Origin of the sequence: Janibacter limosus NBRC 16128 (assembly GCF_001570985.1) — a bacterium.
Lineage (GTDB): Bacteria > Actinomycetota > Actinomycetes > Actinomycetales > Dermatophilaceae > Janibacter > Janibacter limosus.
In genome coordinates this window covers 24,683-40,780 of the sequence record NZ_BCSS01000032.1, presented here as the reverse complement: position 1 = coordinate 40,780, position 16,098 = coordinate 24,683, and the positions used below count along the sequence as shown (strand labels likewise).

Genomic DNA, 16,098 nt, shown 5'->3' with positions numbered 1-16,098 from the left:
TGGCGGGATCGACCGCCAGCTCGTCGGCGAGCTCACGCGCCGGGCCGCTGCGGGCACTCGGCTCCGCGTCGAGCAGGTCAAGGACGAGACGCTCGGTCTCGCGGCGACGGGAGGCGAGCCGCGCCAGGTGCTCCCCCGCCTGATCGGCAAGCACCGTCGCGGCGCGGACCCGCTCGAGCGACAGGCCCTCGGGCGGCTCGACCGCCCACAGGTAGCCCTGGACGACGCCACGCCACCGGGCCGGCAGGCACAGGCGGGCCGCGGTCCCACGCTCCGCGTCGGCCGGGATGTGCACCGGTCCATGTGCCTTGGCGATGCCGAAGCTCTCGAACCACTCCCGCGTGCGCGGGTGCGCACCGCGAGAGAGGACCGTCTCCGCCCGCACGCTGTCGACATCACCCGCGTGGGCGGCGAAGGCGAGCAGACGCAAGCGCCGGTCCTCCAGGGTCACCGGAGCCAGGAGGATTGCGGATGCCTCGTCGACGAGGTCCTGGACATCTGCCATCAGACAAATGTATGCCCGTGAGCCCCACCGGCGAGCACGTCCTCAGCCGACCCGGTCCACTTCCTCCGGCGTGGCCTCGTTGTGCCTGCGGGCCGCGCGGTCGCCGAGGACGCTGAGCGCGTCGACCACCCTCGACCCGAGGTCGCGCCGGGCACGGGCACCGGTCACGTGGCCGGCGTCTGACGACATCGAGGGTCCACTCCCCTGACCGCGGGGCAGCAGGCGCGCCACGAGCCCGAGCAGACGCGAGGTCGTCCCGGGCGCCACCCCGTGGACACGTCGGCCCACCCAGGTCAAGGGGGTGAGCTCGACCTGCGGCCGCCCCGCCAGGACCGCGTCGACGATCCTTCGGGCGGCCCGCGGGCCGGAGACCGAGAGCAGCGGCATGGAGGCGCCGGGGGCGAACCACGCGTAATCCTTGGGCGCGTCCCCCACGAACTGCGCGTGCCAGTGGCCGCCCGTGCGCATCAGGCCCGGGATGATCGTCGTCGCCGTGACCCCGGTGCCGCTCAGCTCCGAGCGGAGCCCCTCCGTGAGAGCCGCGGCGCCGAACTTCGCCACCGAGTAGGGCAGCAGGTGCGGCACGGCCACGACGCCGCCGACCGAGCTCACCACGCCGAGCCGACCGGAACCCGCGGAGAGCATCGAGGGCAGGACGGCGAGGCAGAGGTGCACCGGGCCCATGAGCATGGTGTCGATCGCGGCGCGGAAGTGGCCCAGGGAGGTCGACTCGAGCGGACCGACCTGGATGATCCCGGCCACGTGGATGGCGACATCGACCTGACCCTCCTCGTGGCGGACGCCCGCCACCCAGGCCTCGACGGCCTCGGCGTCGGTCACGTCGCAGACGTCCCCGACGAAGGACCCGGTGCCGGCCGTCTCCTGCGGACCGACCCGCCCCTGCGTGATGAGCCGCGCGGCCCGGTCCAGCGCGGCCTCGTCACGTGCGCAACCGTGCACGCGGTAACCGCGAGCGACCAGCTCGGCGCTGATGAGCAGGCCCAGCCCACGCGAGGCCCCGGCGACCACGGCGCAACGACGCCCGTCCTGTCCTGTAGGTGTCTGCATTGACACGCTCTACCCGCCCCGACGGAAGCCACGCAGAACGCACGGCCGTCATCGTCAGACATCTGTCTGTCACACGACACCATCACCGCGACAGATGTCTGTGGCGATCGCCACGACGGGCACCTACCGTCGAAGACATGACCACCACCTCTGCGCCGACCGACCCGAGCACCGCAGCCTTCGCCCCCTTCGTCGAGGAGGCGATCACGCTCGCGGAGCGCTGGTCCGCGACCGCGAGCGCCGGCGAGACCAAGCGGGAGGCGCAGTCGACCGGCCAGCTGGCCGCACTGCTGTCCGACCCCGCCGGGCTCGACCTCGCGGTCTTCTTCGTCGACCGCGTCGCCCGCCCCGAGGACAACACGGTCGCCGCGACGGCGCTCAACAGGATCACCGCGTCGGACTCCGCGTCCTTCCTCGGCACCCTCGACCGCAGCCTGCTTGGCCTCGGCGCCCGTGCGGCCAAGATCGCCCCCCGGGTCGTCGTGCCCGCCGCACGCGCCCGGATGAAGCAGATGGTCGGCCATCTCATCGTCGATGCCCGTGACCCCAAGCTCGGCAAGCACCTCGCCGCGGCTCGCGAGGACGGTTTCCGCCTGAACATCAACCTGCTCGGCGAGGCCGTCCTCGGCGAGGGCGAGGCCGCCTCACGCACCGAGCGCACCCGCGAGATCCTCGCGCGCGCCGACGTCGACTACGCCTCGATCAAGGTCTCCTCGCTCGTCAGCCAGATCACCACCTGGGACACGGCCGGCACCACCGAGCGCTGCCTGACCCGGCTGCGCCCGCTCTACGAGACCGCCAAGGCGTCCACCCCGCACGCCTTCGTCAACCTCGACATGGAGGAGTACCGAGACCTCGAGATGACGATGGAGGTCTTCATGACCCTCCTGTCCGAGCCGCAGTTCCACGACCTCGAGGCCGGCATCGTCCTGCAGGCCTACCTGCCCGACGCCCTGCCCGCGATGGAGCGACTCATCGAGTTCGCCATCGCCCGCCGCGATGCCGGCGGCGCGCCGATCAAGATCCGCCTCGTCAAGGGTGCCAACCTGGCGATGGAGCGCGTCGAGGCGGTCATGCACGGGTGGGAGCAGGCGCCGTACACGACCAAGGCCGATGTCGATGCCAACTACCTGCGCTGCATCGAGCGCGCGCTGCGCCCCGAGCTCGCGGGTGCCCTGCGCCTGGGCGTCGCCTCGCACAACCTCTACGACGTCGCCGCCGCACACCTGCTCGCACAGGACCGTGGCGTCCAGGACGCCCTCGACATCGAGATGCTGCAGGGCATGTCGCCGGCACAGGCCCGCGCCGTGCGCGACGAGGTCGGCACGGTGATCCTCTACACGCCGGTCGTCGCTCCCAAGGACTTCGACGCCGCGGTCTCCTACCTCGTGCGCCGTCTCGAGGAGACCGCCTCGCCGGAGAACTACCTGCACGCCTCCTTCGCCGACGACCCTGCCGCCATGCCCGACCAGGAGCGCCGCTTCCGGGCGAGCGTCGAGGCCATCGGGTCGGTCCCCGTCGGTCCGCGCCGCTGCGCCGAGCGCGCCCCGATCGGTGAGGACTTCGCCAACACCCCCGACTCCGACCCGGCCCTGCCCGCCAACCGCGAGTGGGCCGCCCGCGCGGTCGCCGCACCGCGCCCCGAGCCGACCTCCCCGCACCTGGCGAGCACCGAGGCCGTGGACGATGTCGTCGACGTCGCCCGCACCGCTCACGAGGGGTGGGCTGCCCGCCCCGCTGCCGAGCGAGCAGATCTGCTGCGCAAGGCCGCTCGCGAGATCGACGCCCGCCGCGAGCAGCTCCTGGCCGTCATGGCGGCCGAGGCCGGCAAGACCGTCGCCGAAGCGGACCCGGAGATCTCGGAGGCCGTCGACTTCGCTCGCTACTACGCCGACCGGGCCCTGGAGCTTGAGGACGGGCCGATGACGGACGGGGCGAGCTTCACCCCCTTCGCCCTGACGCTGGTGACCCCGCCGTGGAACTTCCCCGTCGCCATCCCGATCGGTGGCGTCCTCGCGGCGCTGGCCGCAGGGTCGGCGGTCATCATCAAGCCCGCGCCGCAGACCCCCGTCTGCGTCGAGGTCACCGTCGACGCGCTGCACGCCGCCGGCATCCCCCGCGAGGTGCTGCACGTCGTGCGCACCGACGAGGACGAGGTCGGCCAGCACCTCGTCTCGCACCCCGACGTCGACGCCGTCGTCCTCACCGGTGCGAGCGAGACCGCACGCCTCTTCGCCGGGTGGCGTGCCGGTCGCGAGCACGGCGCCCGCGTCCTGGGTGAGACCTCGGGGAAGAACGCCCTGGTCATCACCCCCTCGGCAGACATCGACCTGGCCGTCGCCGACCTCGTCTCCTCGGCCTTCGGTCACGCGGGGCAGAAGTGCTCGGCGGCCTCGCTCGGGATCCTCGTCGGGTCGATCGCGGACTCGCCGCGCTTCCGCCGTCAGCTCGTCGACGCCGTCGAGTCGATCGCCGTCGGCTGGCCCGCCGACCTCGGCACCCGCATGGGCCCGGTCATCGAGGAGCCGAGCGGCAAGCTGCTGCGCGCCCTCACCACCCTCGAGCCGGGCGAGACCTGGCTCGTCGAGCCCAAGCACCTCGACGACACCGGCCGCCTGTGGTCGCCGGGCGTCAAGGACGGGGTGCGTCCGGGGTCCTTCTTCCACCTCACCGAGGTCTTCGGTCCTGTCCTCGGCCTCATGCACGCCGACTCCCTCGACGAGGCGATCGAGCTGCAGAACGCGGTCGACTTCGGTCTCACCGGTGGCCTGCACAGCCTCGACGAGGAGGAGATCGCGCGGTGGAGCGAATCCGCCGCCGTCGGCAATGCCTACGTCAACCGGCACATCACCGGCGCGATCGTGCGCCGCCAGTCCTTCGGCGGGTGGAAGTCCAGCTCCATCGGCCCCGGGGCCAAGGCCGGAGGCCCCAACTACATCGCGCAGCTCGGCACCTGGTCGAGCACCGACCTGCCGACGAAGGGAGCGCCCCTCACCTCTGCGGTGCGCGCCACCGTCGACGCGCAGCTGAGCGCGCTCGGGGATCGCGTGACCGACTCCGAGCGCACCTGGCTCGAGGCCGCGATGGCCAGTGACGCCGCCGCCTGGGCCGACGAGTTCGGCGTCGAGCACGACGAGAGCGCACTCGTGGTGGAGACCAATGTCTTCCACTACCGCGCTCACCCTCGGGTGCTCGTGCGGGCCGGCGCGGCCACGCGTCTGGTCGAGGTGCTGCGTCTCGTCGCCGCCGCCACCCTCACCGGCGCCCACGTCACCGTCTCCGCCGACCCGACCTGCTCGCTCCCGAGCAGCATCGGTCACGTGCAGGTCGTCACCGAGACCGATGCCGCCTTCCTCGCGCGCGCCGCCCGGACCAAGGACGTCCGCGTGCGCGCGATCGGTGGAGCACCCGCCTCACTCGTGGACGATCTCGTCGATGCCGGTGTCGACGTCATCACCGGCGAGGTGCTGGCCACGGGACGGCGTGAGGTCCTCCCCTTCGTGCGCGAGCAGGCCATCAGCACCACCCGTCACCGCTTCGGTCACGTGGCCGGCGCCTGACGCTCGAGACACCGTTCCCCGCCCTCCGGGTGGAGGTATACGCGCGGGTCTTTCGTCCGCGCGTATACCTCCACCCGCTGGTCGGGGCACCTGGGTGGAGGTGGACTCGCCGACGATTGTCCCGCGCGTTTACCTCCACCCGGCGGTGGGGGCCAGCTGGCGGTGGGGGGCGAAGGGGGACCTGGTGCGCCTCAGCGCACGGGCACCCCGGCCCTCATCAAGCCGTAGGTGACGCCGTCGACGAGGGCGAGCCACGAGGCCTCGACGATGTTGGCCGCGACACCGACGGTCGTCCACGAGGTTGCCCCGTCGCTGTGCTCGATGAGCACCCGCGTCGTGGCATCGGTGCCGTGGGCCGCGTCGAGGATGCGCACCTTGTAGTCGATGAGCTCGATCCGCTCCAGCTCCGGGTAGACGACCGACAGCGCCTGGCGCAGCCCCTGGTCGAGCGCGTTGACGGGACCGTTGCCCTCACCCGTCGCGACGAGCCGCTGCCCACCGGCGACCGCCTTGACCGTCGCCTCCGACAGCGCGTCGGCTCCGCCACGAGCGTCGATCATGATCCGCCAGGACTCGATCTGCGCGTACTCGGGCGCGTCCTCATCGAGCTCACGCCGCAGCAACAGCTCGAAGGACGCGTCCGCAGCGTCGAAGGTGTAGCCCTGCTGCTCCAGCTCCTTGACCTTGGCCAGCACGCGGGTCAGCGCCGCGTCATCACCCGACAGGTCGACGCCGAACTCGCGGCTCTTGAGCTCGACCGTGGCCCGCCCCGCCATGTCGGAGACGAGCATGCGCATGTCATTGCCGACGTCCTTGGGCTCGATGTGCTGATAGAGGTCGGGGTCGATCTTGATCGCGCTCGCGTGCAGACCGGCCTTGTGCGCGAATGCTCCCGAGCCGACATAGGGCTGACGGGAGAAGTGCGGGAAGTTGGTCACCTCGCTCACCGCGTGCGCGATGCGGGTGGCGTCCTGCAGGCGGTGCGGTTCGACCAGGTCCATACCGAGCTTGAGCTGGAGGTTGGCGACCACGGTGATCAGGTCAGCGTTGCCAGTGCGCTCTCCGTAGGCGTTGACCGTGCCCTGCACATGGTCGGCACCGGCCTCGACGGCCGCCATCGTGTTGGCGACCGCGCACCCGGTGTCGTTGTGGCAGTGGATGCCCAGCCGGGCACCGGTCGCCTCGATGACATCCGCGACGGCCGTGCTCACCTGGCCCGGCAGCATCCCGCCGTTGGTGTCGCAGACGGCGATGACCTCGGCACCTGCCTCGTGCGCTGCACGCACGCACGCCAGGGCGTAGTCACGGTCGAGGTGGTAGCCGTCGAAGAAGTGCTCACCGTCGACCATGACCGTGCGACCCTGCTCGCGTAGGTGGCTGACGGTGTCGGTGATCATCGCGAGGTTTTCCTCACGGGTGGTCTTCAGCGCCCGCTCGACGTGGCCGGGGTGCATCTTGGCCACGAGCGTGATGACCTCTGCGCCGGAGTCCAGCAGCGCCTGGACCTGCGGGTCGGTCGCTGCCGACCCTCCCGCACGCCGGGTGGCGCCGAAGGCGGCGAGCGTCGCGGTGTGCAGGTCGAGCTCGGCGGCGGCCCGAGCGAAGAACTCGGTGTCATTGGGGTTGGCGCCGGGCCAGCCGCCTTCGATGTGGGTGACGCCCAGGTCGTCCAGATGGCGCGCGATCGTCAGCTTGTCCACGACGGAGAGGTTGATGCCCTCCTGCTGGGCACCATCGCGCATGGTCGTGTCGTAGACGTGGAAACCGTGCATGGCTGGATCTCTCGCTCGGGACAACGGGGACGATCTCGCCTCCCGCGGCAGTGTGACACCTGCTCGTCGCGCCCGTCCGGTGCTGGGATGATGCTCCGGATCCGTCTGCTTGTGCCGTCACCTGCTCGACAAAAGCAAAAGACCCCCCGGGTGTGGGAGGTCTGCGCGACGAGCAAGTGGCTCGTCGCGCCTAGATAATGAGCTCGGCCGCGGTAGCAGCCCGGGTCGTCATCTGAAGCATCACGTGGCCACCATGGCACCGATGCGCCGGATGTCTTGCCTCCTGTCCGGATCGTGGGACCGGGCGTTTCACCCGATGAGACCCTCGAGGACCTGGGCGACGCCGTCCTCGTCATTGCCGGGGACGCGGTCGGTCGCCACCGCGAGCACCTCGGGATGAGCATTGGCAACGGCGAAGGAGCGGCCGGCCCAGGTCAGCATCGGCAGGTCGTTGGGCATGTCGCCGAAGGCCCACACATCCTCCGCGGCGATCCCCAGCTCGGCGCACCAGCCGGCGAGCGCGGCAGCCTTGGTCACGCCGACAGCCGAGATCTCTGCCAGCCCCCCGGCACCGGAGAAGGCGACGATCGCCCGGTCCCCCACGACCTCGGTGGCGACCTGGATGAACTCCTCGTCGGTCAGGTGCGGGTTGCGGGCGAGCAGCTTGCCGACGGAGGCATCGGTGAGCAGCTCGATCGCCGGTGTCGTCACGAGGTCCTCGGGGTGGTCATGGATCGCGGCGAACATGCTCTCCGCGGCCAGCCCGTTGTGCCGCTCCGCGGCAAACCCGGTCCCCGGCACCTGCTGGCGCAGGTCGTGCACGATCGCCGTGACGATCTCGTGAGGGATCGAGCGCACGCCGAAGATCCGCCGCTCGGCGACGTCGTAGCGGAAGGCACCGTTGCCGCAGATCGCCACGCCCCGGGCACCGACGACATGCGCGAGCTCGTCGATCCACCGGGGTGGGCGAGCGGTGACGAGCACCGTCTCGAGGCCGGCCTCGGCGACGGCACGAAGGGCGTCGACCGAACGCTGCGAGACGCTCCCGTCACTGCGCAGCAGGGTGCCGTCGAGATCGGTCGCGATCAGGCGTGGGGTCACGGCCCCAGTCTCGGCCACGAAGGACAGGTCAGGCGAGGCGGGTCATCCAGCCACGCGTGTCCTCGGCGACGCCGTACTGGATGTCGAGGAGGGCCTGGCGGATCTTGCGGGTGTACTCCCCGCCCCCTTCGCCAGCGGTGGACGCCGTGGAGCCACCGTCCCAGCGCAGCTCGCCCACGGGCGTGACCACCGCAGCGGTGCCACAGGCGAAGATCTCGGTGATCTCGCCGGAGGCGACGCCCTGCGTCCACTCGTCGATCTCGATGCGCGACTCGTCGGGAGTGAGGCCCAGGTCGGGGGCGAGGTCGAGGATGGAGGCGCGGGTGACGCCCTCGAGGATCGAGCCCGTGAGTGCTGGGGTGCGCAGCCGGCCGTCCTTGGTGACGAAGAAGAGGTTCATCCCGCCGAGCTCTTCGATGTAGGTCTGCGTCGAGGAGTCGAGGAAGACCACCTGGTCACAGCCCTGCTCGATGCCCTCCATCTGACCGGCGAGCGAGGAGGCGTAGTTGCCACCGCACTTGGCCGCGCCGGTGCCACCTGCGCCGGCGCGCGCGAAGTCGCGGCTCAGCCACAGGTTGACCGGCTTGAGCCCACCGGCGAAGTAGGCGCCGGCCGGGCTCGCGATGACGGAGAAGGTGACCTCGTTGGCCGGACGCACGCCGAGGAAGGCCTCGGACGCGAACATGAAGGGACGCAGGTAGAGGCTCATCTCGCCACTGCCGTAGGCGGGAACCCACGCCTGGTCGACCTCGACGAGCGCCTTGATCGCCCCGACGAAGTCCTCCTGCGAGATCGTCGGCAGCGCCAGCCGCTCACAGCTGCGCGCCATGCGAGCCGCGTTGCGGTCGGGCCGGAAGGTCCACACCGAGCCGTCCTCGTGGCGGTAGGCCTTCATCCCCTCGAAGACCTCCTGCGCGTAGTGCAGGACGGACGCGGCCGGGCTGACCTGCAGCGGCCCGAAGGGACGCACCTCAGCGGTGTGCCAGCCCTCCCCCTTGGTCCACGTCGCCGTGACCATGTGGTCGGTGAAGGTGGACCCGAAACCGGGGTTGGCCAAGACGGCCTCGCGCTCGGCGTCGGGAAGGGGGGCTTCGCTGCGGGTGGTCGCGAAGGTCAGCTCAGCGGTCATCGGTGACACGTCTCCTCGGGGGTCTGGTGTGTTGCAGGTTACCCCCCGGGCGGGAGGCGTCAGAGCCGAGCCGCTACCGCGTCACCGATCTGGCTCGTGGACCGCTCGCCGGAGCGCTCGGCGAGGTCGGCCGCGACGGCTGCCTCCACACGCGCGGCGTCCTCGGGACGACCCAGGTGGTCCAGCAGCATGGCGACGGACAGGATGGCGGCGGTCGGGTCGGCCTTGCCCTGACCGGCGATGTCGGGGGCCGAGCCGTGGACCGGCTCGAACATGCTCGGCGCCTCACGCGTGGGGTTGATGTTGCCGCTCGCGGCGAGACCGATGCCACCGGCGACCGCCGCGGCGATGTCGGTGATGATGTCGCCGAAGAGGTTGTCGGTGACGATGACGTCGAAGCGTGCCGGGTCGGTCGCGAGGAAGATCGTCGCGGCGTCGACGTGCTGGTAGGCGATCTCGACGTCGGGGAACTCCGCGCCGACCTCGTCGACCGTGCGACGCCACAGGTGACCCGCGTTGACGAGCACGTTGTGCTTGTGGACGAGGGTCAGGTGCTTGCGCGGGCGGGCCTGGGCACGGGCGAAGGCGTCACGGACGACCCGCTCGACGCCGAAGCGGGTGTTGACGCTGACCTCGGTCGCGATCTCGTGAGGGGTGCCGACCCGCAGCGCGCCACCGTTGCCGACATAGGGGCCCTCGGTGCCCTCGCGGACGACGACGAAGTCCAGGCCCTTGTCGGTGACCTCGGTCGACAGCGGGCTGGTGACACCCGGGAAGAGCTTGGCCGGACGCAGGTTGACGTAGTGGTCCAACGCAAAGCGAAGGGGGAGCAGCACGCCGCGCTCGAGGACACCAGACGGCACGGTCGGGTCACCGATGGCGCCCAGCAGGATGCCGTCGTGACCGCGCAACTCCTCGACGACCGAGTCGGGCAGGGTCTCGCCGGTCGCGTGCCAGCGCTTGGCGCCCAGGTCGTACTCGGTCGTCCGGACGTCGACACCCGTGGCCGCGAGGACCTTCAGGCCCTCGGCCACCACCTCGGGGCCGATCCCGTCGCCCCCGATGACGGCGATGTCGAACGTGGTCTGCTGCGTGTCGCTCATGTCGTCAACCCTAGGACGCCGTCCCGACATGTGAACCCCTCGTCCCGACATGTGGTCACGCCCCGGGGGAAGCCAGGGACCACCGACCCCGCCTCAGTCGACCTTGCGGGCGGCGCCCTTGTCGGCGGACTGGGCGAACGTGGCGAAGATCTTCAGCGCCGCGGAGACGGGACGCTCGCGGGAGACGGGAGCCCACCCCTTCGCGTCCTGCTCGGTGCGGCGGCGGGCCAGCTCCTCGTCGTCGACGAGGAGGTTGACGCGGCGGCCGGGGATGTCGAACTCGATGACGTCACCGTCGCGCACCAGCCCGATCGCGCCGCCAGAGGCGGCCTCCGGGGAGACATGGCCGATCGACAGGCCCGAGGACCCGCCCGAGAAGCGACCGTCGGTGATCAGGGCGCACTTCGGACCGAGGCCGGTGCCCTTGAGGTAGGAGGTCGGGTAGAGCATCTCCTGCATGCCGGGGCCGCCCTTGGGGCCCTCGTAACGGATGACGACGACCTCGCCCTCCTGCACCTCCTTGGACAGGATCATCGTCACCGCGTCCTCTTGGGACTCGGCGACGCGGGCGGGGCCGGAGAAGTTCCACTGGTGCTCGGGCACGCCGGCGGTCTTGACGATGCAGCCGTCGGGGGCGAGGTTGCCGGTGAGGACGGCCAGGCCACCTTCGCTGGTGTAGGCGTGCTCGACGGAGCGGATGCACCCGGTCTCGGCGTCGGTGTCGAGGCTGGTCCACCGGTTGGTGGAGGAGAACGCCTCCGTCGTGCGCACCCCACCGGGCGCGGCGAGGAAGAGCTCGGACGCCTTGGCGGTCGTCGCCCCGGAGCGGATGTCCCAGTCGGAGAGCCACTGCTCGAGGGTTGTGCTGTGCACCGAGCGCACGTCCGTGTCGAGCATGCCGCCGCGGTGGAGCTCACCGAGGATCGCGGGGACGCCACCGGCGCGGTGGACGTCCTCCATGTAGTAGTCGCTGCTGTTGGGCGCGACCTTGACCAGGCAGGGTGTCACGCGCGAAAGCGCATCGATGTCCTCCTGGTCGAAGTCGACCTCCGCCTCCTGCGCGGCAGCGAGCAGGTGCAGGATCGTGTTGGTCGAGCCGCCCATCGCGATGTCCAGACGCATGGCATTGGCGAAGGCGGGCTTGCTCGCGATCGAGCGCGGCAGCACCGACTCGTCGTCGTTGTCGTAGTAGTCGCGGCACAGGTCGACGACCATGCGGCCGGCATCGAGGAAGAGCTCGCGGCGCAGCTCTGCCGTCGCGAGCGTCGAGCCGTTGCCGGGGAGGGAGAGGCCCAGTGCCTCGGTCAGGCAGTTCATCGAGTTGGCGGTGAACATGCCCGAGCAGGAGCCGCAGGTCGGGCAGGCGGCCTGCTCGATCGCAGTGATCTCCTCGTCGCTGACGTTGTCGTCGACGGCCTTGACCATCGCGTCCACGAGGTCCAGACGCGTGAAGGTCTCGCCGTCCTCGCCGATGATCGCCTTGCCGGCCTCCATCGGACCACCGGAGACGAAGACGGTCGGGATGTTGAGCCGGAGCGCGGCCAGGAGCATGCCAGGCGTGATCTTGTCGCAGTTGGAGATGCACACGAGAGCATCGGCGCAGTGCGCGTTGACCATGTACTCGATCGAGTCGGCGATGATCTCGCGGCTGGGCAGCGAGTAGAGCATCCCGTGGTGGCCCATCGCGATGCCGTCGTCGACGGCGATGGTGTTGAACTCCTTGCCGACTCCCCCGGCCTCCTCGATGGCGCCGGCGACGAGCTGGCCCATGTCCTTGAGGTGGACGTGCCCGGGGACGAACTGGGTGAAGGAGTTGGCGATCGCGACGATCGGCTTGCCGAAGTCGCCCTCCCCCATGCCGGTGGCGCGCCACAGGGCACGGGCACCGGCCATGTTGCGACCGTGGGTGGTGGTTCGAGAACGCAGCTCAGGCATGACTCCACCGTAGTTCGCCGGTCCGCGGGGTGATACCGCGTCTCACATGCAGACCGCCCCCGACCGTGCGGTCGGGGGCGGTCTGCTGGTGCGGGTGCGCTCACACGCCGCTGTCGCGGCGGTCCAGGCTCTCCTGGAGGGCGCGGCGGGCTTCGGTGGCCTCGTCGCTCATGACGGCTCCTGACGTACGTGCGGTGGTGCGGACGGGCACGACGTGGGTGGGAGTGCCGATGGTGCGAAGGGGGTGGGCCGGGTGGGCCGCCGATCGCGACCGTACGCCGACGTGGTGGTGCGACGGAAGACCCCATCCAGAGGGTGGACGCCCGTCTCATGCCGGCCCGGGATGAGAATTGGGAGGCGCGTGTCGATGCGTGGACATAGCCTTGACAGGTCATGACCCAGACCCTTGAGCGGACCGCCACGCCGCCCCCACCCACGACCGACCCGACACCCCCGGAGCGCACCGTCACCTGGCGCCGGATGCGCTCACCCGCCGCAGCAGCGGCGCTCGGGTGCTCGGCTCTGGCCGCCATCCTGCTCACCCTTGGCACCGTCGTCATCGGCCGGCTCGCCGAGACCCCGACGAGCGCCCTCGTCCAGATGCTCGCCGTGCTGGTCATCGGCGGAGCGGTCATCGACAACATCGGCAAGGTCGTGTGGGTCGGCCTGTCCGACCGGGCCGAGGGCGTGCTGCGCGATGACCTGCTCGACGCGGCCCTGGCCCAACCGGTCGCGGTCCTCTCCGAGCAGGCTGCTGGCGAGATCCTCGACCGCGTCGACGACGACACCCACGAGGTCGGCAACCTCATGCGGTGGCAGATCTGGATGTTCGCCCGCACCGCCTTCTCGGTCCTGCCCATGTGGATCGTCGCGGGGTTGACCTGGTGGCCTGCCTGGTTGATCTTCCCCATGCTTGCAGGCCTCACAGGGGTGGTCGTGCGACCCCTGCTCGGCGAGATCTCCCGCCGCAAGGTCATCGAGGAGATGGCCTGGACCGACCACGCGAGCGCGCTGGAGGAGGGCATCGCCGGACGCGATGACCTGCGCACCAGCCTGGGACAGGCGCACATGGTGCAGCGGCTCGCCACGCTCACGGCGCGGGTCCACGCACGCTTCCGTGACGTCGTCACGCTCGAGAGCCAGCTGGCCCGGCGCGCGGGGCTGCTGCTCCACGCCCTGCTCGCAGGCATCGGCATCGCCGGCATCGCCCTGACGGTGAGTGACTCACTGTCCGTGGGCGAGCTCGTCACCCTCTTCATCGTCACCTCGACCTTCGTCGGTCTGGTCACCCAGCTGGCCAACCACCTGCCGGACCTGCAAGCGGGTCTGGGCGCGGTCATCCGTCTGCGCCAGATGCTCGCGGTCGAGCCGGAGCCGCGGGGCGGTGTCGCGGTCCCGACGGGCGCCGAGGTCGCCGTCGAGGTGCGTGGCCTGGACTTCTCCTACGCCGAGGGCAGCTTCGCGCTGCGTGATGTCACCTTCACCGCTCCTGCCGGCGAGACCGTCGCGCTCGTCGGGCGCACGGGGTCAGGCAAGTCGACCCTCGCGTCCTTCGTCTCCCGGGCGGTCGAGCCGCCCCGCGGCAGCGTCTTCGTCGGCGGTGTCGACGTACGCGACATCGACCTGCAGGAGCTGCGCACGGACGTCGGTGTGGTCACGCAGCGCACCGAGATCGTGGCCGGCTCCCTCGCCGACAACATCGCCCTCTTCGACGACACTCCCCGCGCCGATGTCGAGGCGGCCATCGTCGAGCTCGGGCTGCGTGACTGGGTCGACGGCCTGCCCGCCGGGCTCGAGACGCTGCTCGGTCCCGGCGGCACGACCCTGTCCGCTGGTGAGGAGCAGCTCGTGGCCTTCGCCCGGCTGCTCGTGCGCGATGTCCGTGTCGTCGTCCTCGACGAGGCGACCGCCCGGATGGACCCGCTGACCGAGCGGCGCGTCGTCTCGGCCGCGGACCGGCTCCTCGTGGGCCGCACCGGCATCCTGATCGCCCACCGTCTCAACACCATCGAGCGGGCACCCCACGTCGTCGTCCTCGACCACGGACGAGTCATCCAGCAGGGCCGGCGCACGGAGCTGGCGGGGGTTGAGGGCCCCTTCCGCAGCCTCCTGCTCGACAGCCGCACCGAGTCCGCGACCGATGTGCCGGCAGCCGACGGGGACCTCGACCACTCCGACCTCGACCCGGTCGGTGGGCGCCGTCGCACGACAGCCCCTCCCGAGCAGCCCGAGGTCGGCGACGGCCCCTCGCTGGCGCGAGGCATCGTGCACGCGCTGTCGGTCACGCCGATCTGGGGCATCGCCGGGGCGGTCTGCTTCCTGGCGATGTCGCTCCTCGGCGCACAGGGCGCGGTCACCGGCCTCGTCTGGGGTCGGATCATCGAGGATCTCCAGGACGGACGTACTCCGACGGCCCTCGCGGTCGTGCTTGCCGTGTGCCTGCTCGTCGTGCCCTTCCTCACCGCTGAGGCCTTTGCCCGCTACCCGCGCTGGTGGATCGAGGTCATGCTGCGCACGCGCATGTCCGTGCTCGCCGGACAGATCCGCGCCGAGCGCCTGCCCCGCACCCCTCCCGGCGAGGTCGTCGCCCGCTCGATGGATGCCGACCGGTACGCGCGCTATGCCGACCGGTGGGTCGACTTCATCAACGGACTGGTCATCGCCGCGCTCACCGCGGTGCTCGCCGGCACCTGGGTCGCCGGCGCTGTCCTCCTGACCGTCATGGTCACCTCCGCGGTCGCGGCGAGCTTCGGTCGACCCATCGCAGGCCGCTCTGCTGCGGCGGCTTCCACCGCACGCGCGGGCTTCGGTCGCGCCGTCGTCTCCGCACTGGAGTCGGTGCGCACCATCAAGCTGGCGGCAGCCACCCCCTTCGTCCGGCGCCACCTGCGCGAGGTCGACGGCGGCCGTGTCGACGCCGCGGTCAAGGAACACCGGGTGCAGGCCGTCCTGGACGCCGTCCCGCTCATCATGGTGCAGTCCGGTGTCGTCGTCACCTGGTGGATCCACGTCGCCGGGGGCTGGGGACTCGGCACCGCCATCCTCGTCTCGGGCGCGGTCGCCGGCTTCGACTGGTTTGGTCGGGTCGCGAGCATGGTCGTCACCGAGGCGCCGGGCACGCGCGCCTGGCAGGTCGAGACCGCGCGCTTCGCCGGTGGAGCCGACCTGATGGACCTCCCCGAGGGCGTCGACCTCGTCGCAGGCACCGCACCGGTGCCGGTCGCCGGCGAGCGCGAGCCCCTGCAGCACCTCGAGCTGCGCGATGTCACGGTCGTCCACGACGACGGCACCGTCGGCGCGAGCGAGGTCGACCTGACCGTCCACGCGGGTGAGCTCGTGCTCCTCGTCGGTCAGGTCGGGTCGGGCAAGTCGAGCCTGCTCGCCTCGCTCGCCGGGCTCGTGGACCACCGCGGTAGCGTCCTGTGGAACGGCGAGCCCGTCACCGACCCGCAGCGCGTGCTGCGTCCCGGTCGAGTCGCCCACGTCGCGCAGGTGCCGAGGGTGCTGTCGGGCACCTTCACCGACAATGTCCGGCTCGGGCACGAGCGCCCCCTCGACGAGCCGGTGTCTCTCGCCCGCCTCACCGAGGACGTGTCCTCCGCAGGTGGCCCCGACTCCCTCGTCGGGCACCGCGGCGTGCGGCTGTCCGGCGGTCAGGTCCAGCGACTGGCGCTGGCCCGGGCGCTGGCCACCGAGGCCGAGCTGCTGCTCGCCGACGATGTCTCCTCCGCGCTCGATGCGACCACCGAGATCGCCCTGTGGCGCGGGCTGCGCGAACGAGGGGCGACCGTCATCGGTGCCACCTCCAAGCGCGCGGCCCTCCAGCAGGCCGACCGGGTGGTCGTGCTCGTCGCGGGCAGGGCCGTCGCCGTTGGCCCGTGGAGCGAGCTGTCCCCCGCATGGGGGCACCTCGCCGGCTGAGGCC

9 protein-coding genes and 1 pseudogene are annotated in these 16,098 nt (G+C 71.1%); 3 read left to right on the top strand and 7 right to left on the bottom strand.

Going from position 1 to position 16,098, the window contains the following annotated elements; genetic code table 11:
- Positions 1–505, bottom strand: a pseudogene (locus JLI01S_RS12040) (hypothetical protein); the annotation flags it as partial.
- Between the two features lie 42 nt (positions 506–547).
- On the bottom strand, positions 548–1,573 hold the full coding sequence (locus JLI01S_RS12035) for an SDR family NAD(P)-dependent oxidoreductase (RefSeq protein WP_068264865.1): 1,026 nt from the start codon (positions 1,571–1,573) through the stop codon (positions 548–550).
- A gap of 137 nt (positions 1,574–1,710) precedes the next feature.
- On the opposite strand from JLI01S_RS12035, the gene JLI01S_RS12030 reads away from it, so the two are divergent.
- Positions 1,711–5,133, top strand: coding sequence for a proline dehydrogenase family protein (locus tag JLI01S_RS12030; RefSeq protein WP_068264863.1), 3,423 nt, complete (start codon positions 1,711–1,713; stop codon positions 5,131–5,133).
- Between the two features lie 191 nt (positions 5,134–5,324).
- Here the strand turns inward: JLI01S_RS12030 and cimA are convergent, their stop codons facing one another.
- From cimA to ilvD, 5 genes are all read right to left on the bottom strand, one after another.
- Positions 5,325–6,905, bottom strand: a complete 1,581-nt coding sequence (cimA, locus tag JLI01S_RS12025) for a citramalate synthase (protein ID WP_068264861.1) — start codon at positions 6,903–6,905, stop codon at positions 5,325–5,327.
- Positions 6,906–7,214: 309 nt separating this feature from the next.
- Positions 7,215–8,006, bottom strand: a complete 792-nt coding sequence (locus JLI01S_RS12020; RefSeq protein WP_068264872.1) for an HAD family hydrolase — start codon at positions 8,004–8,006, stop codon at positions 7,215–7,217.
- A gap of 28 nt (positions 8,007–8,034) precedes the next feature.
- Positions 8,035–9,135, bottom strand: coding sequence for a branched-chain amino acid aminotransferase (locus JLI01S_RS12015; protein WP_068264859.1), 1,101 nt, complete (start codon positions 9,133–9,135; stop codon positions 8,035–8,037).
- Positions 9,136–9,194: 59 nt separating this feature from the next.
- Positions 9,195–10,238 (bottom strand): 3-isopropylmalate dehydrogenase, encoded by a 1,044-nt coding sequence (locus tag JLI01S_RS12010; protein ID WP_068264857.1) that lies wholly within the window; start codon positions 10,236–10,238, stop codon positions 9,195–9,197.
- Positions 10,239–10,331: 93 nt separating this feature from the next.
- Entirely contained in the window at positions 10,332–12,173 is a 1,842-nt protein-coding gene (ilvD, locus tag JLI01S_RS12005) for a dihydroxy-acid dehydratase (RefSeq protein ID WP_068264855.1), read from the bottom strand.
- Positions 12,174–12,219: 46 nt separating this feature from the next.
- Between ilvD and JLI01S_RS16975 the strand changes: the two genes are divergently transcribed.
- The gene (locus tag JLI01S_RS16975; RefSeq protein WP_157074933.1) at positions 12,220–12,357 is read left to right on the top strand and encodes a hypothetical protein; all 138 of its coding nucleotides are present in this window, start codon (positions 12,220–12,222) and stop codon (positions 12,355–12,357) included.
- A gap of 209 nt (positions 12,358–12,566) precedes the next feature.
- Positions 12,567–16,094, top strand: coding sequence for an ATP-binding cassette domain-containing protein (locus JLI01S_RS12000; protein WP_068264853.1), 3,528 nt, complete (start codon positions 12,567–12,569; stop codon positions 16,092–16,094).
- The last annotated feature ends 4 nt before the right edge of the window (positions 16,095–16,098 follow it).

Coding starts and splice junctions, on each gene's coding strand:
- JLI01S_RS12035 (WP_068264865.1), bottom strand. CDS start 1,573: ATGCAGACACCTACAGGACAGGACGGGCGTCGTTGCGCCGTGGTCGCC.
- JLI01S_RS12015 (WP_068264859.1), bottom strand. CDS start 9,135: ATGACCGCTGAGCTGACCTTCGCGACCACCCGCAGCGAAGCCCCCCTT.
- JLI01S_RS12000 (WP_068264853.1), top strand. CDS start 12,567: ATGACCCAGACCCTTGAGCGGACCGCCACGCCGCCCCCACCCACGACC.
- JLI01S_RS16975 (WP_157074933.1), top strand. CDS start 12,220: ATGCAGACCGCCCCCGACCGTGCGGTCGGGGGCGGTCTGCTGGTGCGG.
- cimA (WP_068264861.1), bottom strand. CDS start 6,905: ATGCACGGTTTCCACGTCTACGACACGACCATGCGCGATGGTGCCCAG.
- JLI01S_RS12010 (WP_068264857.1), bottom strand. CDS start 10,238: ATGAGCGACACGCAGCAGACCACGTTCGACATCGCCGTCATCGGGGGC.
- JLI01S_RS12030 (WP_068264863.1), top strand. CDS start 1,711: ATGACCACCACCTCTGCGCCGACCGACCCGAGCACCGCAGCCTTCGCC.
- ilvD (WP_068264855.1), bottom strand. CDS start 12,173: ATGCCTGAGCTGCGTTCTCGAACCACCACCCACGGTCGCAACATGGCC.